The organism is Bacillus cereus group sp. BfR-BA-01310, assembly GCF_022664325.1.
Lineage (GTDB): Bacteria > Bacillota > Bacilli > Bacillales > Bacillaceae_G > Bacillus_A > Bacillus_A paramycoides.
In genome coordinates this window covers 1-3,886 of the sequence record NZ_JAKUHD010000064.1, presented here as the reverse complement: position 1 = coordinate 3,886, position 3,886 = coordinate 1, and the positions used below count along the sequence as shown (strand labels likewise).

Below are 3,886 nucleotides of genomic sequence, written 5' to 3'. Positions count from 1 at the left end.
CTTTTTCATGAAATGAGGAATCTTTTTGTGCCTCCGCTTTATCAACTAAAATTCCATATCGTTCATCTTTTACGATTTCATCTAGACTCATATTCGCATCCTTTTCATAAATGACAAATGACAAATTTCCTCTTCCATCAAAAATGGAACTTTGAACCTTTTCATATAAATCTGGTTTCAAAATGTTATCTAAATAGATATTTTCTCGTTTCCCGTTCTTTTCCATTAGGGAAACATATAAATCTTCCCGATCAGTTTTATCTTGATTCCATACAGACAAATAATTAATATCTTTCGTAACACCATCCATCATGTGTATTCTTGCAACTTCCTCATCTTGCATATCCTTTGCTAACACTTGAATTGTAACTAAGTGATTGGGTGTCTCTTTCGATTTTTCTAATGTACTTTCATTTCCTTTTGCCATACTTTCCACCTCTTTCTCATTTAATTGTTGTTTTTCTTTTTCCAAAGTCCCTTCAATTGTTTCGATAAACTCAATCGAGGTTTCATGTACTTCTTTCAATAACCTCGTTTTATCTTTCATTTCTTTTCCTTGTGTCCAGCTCGCTAAATAACCTAATGAGTATTCGCTCGTATCAATTCTGAAATAAGAAGAAACAGCATAAGCGGTCATCTCTGCTTGAAACTCTTTTTCTGGTGCTGTGTAATTCATATGTGTTTCTGCTGTATGAAGTTTGGCATGTGCTAATTCGTGAAGAAGGGTTTTTACATTTTGCAATTCACTGTTTCGTGGATTCAAGGCAACTTCTTTTGTTAGGGTATAACTCACACCTTTTGCGACACCCAGCTCTGCTTTTGGTTCAATAATTTTCACGCCGTTCTTTTCCGCAACGGCTTCCATTCCTTTGTACAAATTCTTGTAATCTTTTACGCTCCCTTCTAGCCAACGATTCGGAAAAATACGAGGTAGATCTTCCGCTTTTGCGTTCGTGTAGGATAAGCGCCCAGCGCCTTATTCTATTACTAGAACAGGTTTCCAAACGCTCTCCCCCGAACCGGACGTACACGTCTCCATGTATCCGGCTCTCCTCTTATCAATCTAGCTTTCCTGCGTGTAATTTATCATGGCAGGAGATACACAATGGAATGGTTTTTCTCTTACGGGCAATCATATGTTGTTCCCAACGTTTTTTCCCTTTAAGGTCTTTTAACTTCCGAACATGATGCATTTCAATAGGAACATTTTCAATCCCGCAATATTCACATTTGAAAGATGTTAATTTTTTTATTAAGCTATTTCTTGCATCAAAGTAGAATTTAGGTGGTTGATTGTCATTGAAAAAATCAAATTTTTCTTTTGTTTTTAATTTATGGAAACCATCATCATAAAAGAGTCTCGTTTTCTGAGCCTTTTTAGTCCTATATTTAACTCCAAATTTTCCATTTATATTGTATTTAGCGATAATTTGTTTAACTGATTTCCTATATTTCCGTGCATATATTTTTAACATACTGTACTTCATGAAATATAGAAAATGATGTAAAGTGCTAACATTGTTGGCGAGTTTATAATATTCATATAGCCCTTTAATTTCCGCATTATAGATGCTCAGAATTTCGAGATCATCATGACTAATTAAGTATGTTCTATGAATTGGTTTCCATTTATTATCCCTTGAAAATTTAATAGCCCTAAAGTCTTTTAATTTTTCCACCCAAGCCTCACGAGGTACATAAAGATGACATTTATAGCTGTTTCCTCGCGTCTTCGCTCCATCTTTTCGCTTCTTCAGCTGTTGAGTTCGTGAAACTACAATGTCGTAACCTAGAAACCTAGCTTTCTTATTACTGTGTGTAATTAATGTCTTTTCTTGTGATAGCTCTAGGTTTAGCTTTTGTGAGATAAAAACCGTAAGGTCTTTTTTAACTCTTATTGCATCTTCTTTACTTCCTATGACCCCGATGATGAAATCATCAGCGTAACGGACATATTGTAGTCGTTTGAAATTCTCATCCATAGGATCGAAGTAAGGGTGTTTATACATATCTTTTTCTAATTTTTTATGTTGCTTAATAAGAGGTCTCTTTTCTTCTTCAGATAATTGATGCCAAACAGGTTTGTACTTATCCTTGAATCTTCTTGCACGTTTTTGATATTTAATATATGCCTTTGTCGTTCTACGCTTAGTACCTTTTTCAAATTGATTCTTGTACTTTTCAATAAACTGATCCAATTCATTAAGATAAATATTTGCTAGGATTGGGCTAATAATTCCACCTTGGGGTGTACCACTATAAGTTCGGTGATATACCCAATTCTCTACGTAGCCCGCCTTTAGAAATTTCCATATTAGACGTATAAATTTTTCATCCTTTATTGTCTTACGGAGAATTCCTATTAAAATATGGTGGTCTATATTATCAAAAAAACCTTTTATATCTCCTTCTATGAACCATCGAACCCCATTAAACCGTTCCTTGCACTGAACTAGTGCTGTATGGCAACTAAATTGAGGTCTAAATCCATGTGAGTTTTTTGAAAATCGGTGTTCAAATATCGATTCAAGGATTTTCCTTACTACCTCTTGGACTAGCTTATCATCGAATGAAGAAATACCTAACGGTCTTCTTCCACCTCTCTTTTTAGGGATAAAAGTTCTCCTTACAGGATTAGGTTGGTAGCTTTCGTCTTTTAATTTTTCAATGACTTTTTTTATTCTTGTTAAACTCATTCCATCAATGGTGAATCCATCTACACCTTTTGTCAGGTTTCCTGGATTGGCATAAACTTTTTTGTACGCTGCCATGTAAAACATTGGGTTATAAAGATTTCTGTATAACCTTTCAAAAGTGTAGTTTTGCACTTTAGCTTTCCTGGCTAGATTGTCTAAAATCACATTCGGATTTCTCAACGTGTCTCACACACTTTCCTATATTTTTTAGACTAGATAAGCTGTTCTCCTTCGCCATGTACTAAGCTTTCCTTAGCTCGGACTACTATGAGAACTCCGTTACCTTATTAAATATTCAGATACCATCTTGTATCATAGCTAACATTATCAGCGTTTTAACTTAGGTAATCCCCATTTAGCATCTCTAACGACAAGCTTATGATAATATCGGATGTGACGTTCGCCCTTTTCCTCTTATTGAGGTTGATTGACCGTGGACCATCTGAAAATTACGCACACAAACAACGTATTTTCCATATGTGATAAAGTTCCCAAACACCTTTACCACCATCAGTCACATAACGTTTGTAACTACCTTCCGTTATGGGTGACGTTTAAACCCCCTCGGACTGTCATTCAAGCAGTGTAGCCTTCATCCTTATTTATCATCTTTCACCGGCCACCCAGTTGCGATTTGGTAACTAACCGACTAGTGACGTCCCAACATGCTATGGTCGCCGTAGAATTTCTTCTGAACGGGTAAGTTGGGTAGTGATAGAGCTTTGATGGTCTACTCTACGCTATTGCTACATAGCGAATCGTTAGAGCGCCTTATGGGCGCACTTGCGACACATCAAACACATGGCCGACAGCAAAATATAAGCGACCTGGTTTCACTTCTACGCTTTTAGACTCAATTTGTTTTTTCTCTTCCTCATTTGCTTTAGTTACTGTTTTCCAAGTGCCTTCTTTGTCTTTAAATTTTGCTATAGTTCGGTTTGGAACAAGGACCTGGATTCCTTTCTCACCCTTCTTAACCGCAAATCCTTTTTCTTTCCAAAAAGAAAAGGAACCAACTGCTCTGGCTCCTTCAAATTGACTCTGTATTAATGAAATATTAGATGGTGAATAGTGATAAAACTTTGCCATAAACGATAAATAATCTTTCAAATCTCCTGGTGTACGAAAATAGCCTTCTATGCTTTTTTCCATCTTTTTTGTTAAAGCTTGCACCGCTTCTTTCTTTTCTT

General features: G+C 36.0%; 1 protein-coding gene and 2 pseudogenes. All 3 read right to left on the bottom strand.

Annotated elements, in window-relative coordinates; all coding sequences use genetic code 11:
• Positions 1-964: pseudogene (locus tag MR109_RS29455) on the bottom strand (ImmA/IrrE family metallo-endopeptidase); the annotation flags it as partial.
• Positions 965-1,058: 94 nt separating this feature from the next.
• Positions 1,059-2,876: a reverse transcriptase domain-containing protein gene (locus MR109_RS29450; protein ID WP_242274840.1), complete on the bottom strand. Its 1,818-nt coding sequence runs from the start codon at positions 2,874-2,876 to the stop codon at positions 1,059-1,061.
• Positions 2,877-3,479: 603 nt separating this feature from the next.
• Positions 3,480-3,886 (bottom strand): annotated as a pseudogene (locus tag MR109_RS29445) (ArdC family protein); the annotation flags it as partial.